The following is a 2,470-nucleotide window of genomic DNA, read 5'->3' as shown; positions in this document are numbered from 1 at the left end:
TACGGCGAGCCCGTCACTCATCAGCCCGAACATCGTGATTTGATGCTCGTCGTCGATCTTTCAGGTTCAATGGCCCAAGAGGACATGAGACAAGGTGACCAATTTATTGACCGGTTAACGGCGGTAAAAAACGTTCTCACTGACTTTATAAATAAACGAACCGGTGACCGAATGGGTTTGGTTGTTTTTGCCGATCACGCTTACTTACAAACGCCTTTGACCTTAGACAGGCAAACGGTCTCTCAGCAACTCAATCAGACCGTGCTTGGATTGATTGGCTCGAGTACCGCAATAGGCGATGGTATTGCCGTCGCGACCAAAACATTTATCGATAGTGACGCCCCACAACGGGTAATGATTTTGCTCAGTGATGGAAGCAACACCGCGGGTGTACTGGACCCAATGGAAGCCGCTGAGATAGCAAAACAGTATGGCACCACAATTTATACCGTGGGTGTTGGCGCTGGTGAAATGGTGGTTAAAGAGTTCTTTATGACTCGCAAGGTCGATACCGCCCGTGATCTTGATGAAGAATCACTAAAAAGCATTGCTCAACTCACCGGCGGCCAATATTTTCGATCTCGTGATACTCAAGATCTAGCATCAATCTATGACACGATCAATGAACTGGAGCCAGTCAGCGAAGCGGTGCAAACCTGGCGGCCACAAACAGAATGGTTCGGACTGCCACTGTCCATTTCGCTGCTTTTATGTTGTGTCGTCATCGTATTAAGGAGGGGTTTTGTCTAACTTCACATTCCTTTATCCATTCTGGTTATTAGCCTTAATTCCTGCCGCCATCTTGGTCGGCTGGTTATACAAATACAGCACGACAGGCTCACTGATTGCCCCTCACCTTGCAAAGGCAATCGGGCTTGACGCCAAACCGCGTAAACGCAACCTCATATACCTCATTGCTCTAGGTTTGTTGAGTGCCATTATCGCGCTTGCAGGCCCTAGTTTCTATTCCGCTGAGCGGCCAGTATTTGGTAATGGCGGGGGAAGAGTCGTGGTCATGGATATGTCATTGTCGATGTACGCCAGCGACATTAAACCGAATAGATTAACCCAATCTCGCTACAAAGTGACCGACTTACTCAATAGCTGGTCGGAAGGCACAACGGGGCTAGTAGCCTATGCAGGTGATGCGTATACGGTGAGCCCAATGACGACCGACAATCAGACATTATTGAACCTGCTGCCCAATCTTTCACCTGACATCATGCCATTTTCAGGGGCCAACGCGGCCGCAGGGGTACAACTTGCCATTGAGATGATGCAAAACTCGGGGCTGAATCAAGGTGATATCATATTAGTCGTGGATGATATTGATGACGATGAGAAAAACGCGATCACTCAACTGTTAAGCCACACCCCGTGGCGATTGAGTATTTTGGCCGTTGCCACTCCAGCCGGTTCGCCGATTCGATTAAGCGACGGATCCTTAGTCAAGACAGGCAACGGTAACACGGCTATCGCGCAATCCAACTTTACGAACATGAAAGCACTCGCTCGAAATGTTGATGGTGTCTTTACTGGCATACAAGCCGATAGTAGCGATATCGATATTATTAGTGCCTACAGTGCTCGCGTAGAAGCCAGTTCCTCACTGGGAAAACAACAGCTTGAAGAACGCGTGAACAGTGGTTACTGGCTCATTTTACTGTTAGTGATTCCAGTCAGTTTACTGTTCAGACGTGGCGTTGTTTTTACGCTAGTGGCCATCATTTTTTCGCTCACCCAACCTAATCTAGCCTACGCTAACCCTTGGCTAACCGACGACCAAGAAGCGTTCAAATTGTATCAAAATCAACACTATCAGCAGGCAGCTGACGCGTTTTCAAACAAAGAATGGCGTGGCGTGGCAAAATATCGTGCTGGCGATTTCGAAGGAGCGATCAAAGAATTTGAGCAACTTGAAAGTGATAACGCTCGTTACAACCTAGCCAATGCGCATGCTCAACATGGTAACTATCAAAAGGCCATCGACGGCTATAACCAGCTGCTCCAGGATGGAAAACTTGTTGACCAAGCCAAAGAGAACCTACGAATTGTAGAACAAGCTCAGCAGCAGAAAAATAGTGGCGAAGAAGGTGAAAACCAACCAGATAGCAGCGACGACAATACCCCCTCAGACGAGCAGCAATCATCAAGCGATTCTTCTCAATCCGAACAAGACCCGTCGTCAGGCAATGACCAGAAAAATGAACCGCAAAGTAATCCGCAAGGCAAGCAGCAAGACAAGCAAAAGGGTGATAGTGCCAACAATCAAGACGATCAAGCCGACACGGACGAACAAGCTAACTCAGACAAACAAGACAAAACCGCCGATTCGGATGCGCAGTCTAATGACGAAGCCAGTAATAAATCCAGTGATGAAGCGAGTAATGAAGCAAGTGATCATCAAGATACACTGAATCATGATCTTAAATCAGAGGCACAAGATTCCAAGCCAACCGATACCGGCACA

Annotated in this window: 2 protein-coding genes; both read left to right on the top strand. The window is 47.7% G+C overall.

Going from position 1 to position 2,470, the window contains the following annotated elements; all coding sequences use genetic code 11:
* Nucleotides 1-750, top strand: a 750-nt coding sequence (locus tag ACP45E_RS17435; protein WP_069585339.1) for a vWA domain-containing protein, incomplete at its 5' end; no start/stop codon positions are given.
* Nucleotides 743-2,470, top strand: a 1,728-nt coding sequence (locus ACP45E_RS17430) for a VWA domain-containing protein (RefSeq protein WP_069585337.1), incomplete at its 3' end; no start/stop codon positions are given. The genes ACP45E_RS17435 and ACP45E_RS17430, both read left to right, overlap by 8 nt.

Origin of the sequence: Vibrio genomosp. F10 str. 9ZD137, from assembly GCF_049974785.1 — a bacterium.
In the GTDB taxonomy this organism is placed as follows: Bacteria; Pseudomonadota; Gammaproteobacteria; order Enterobacterales; family Vibrionaceae; genus Vibrio.
This window is presented reverse-complemented; position numbering and strand designations above follow the sequence as displayed.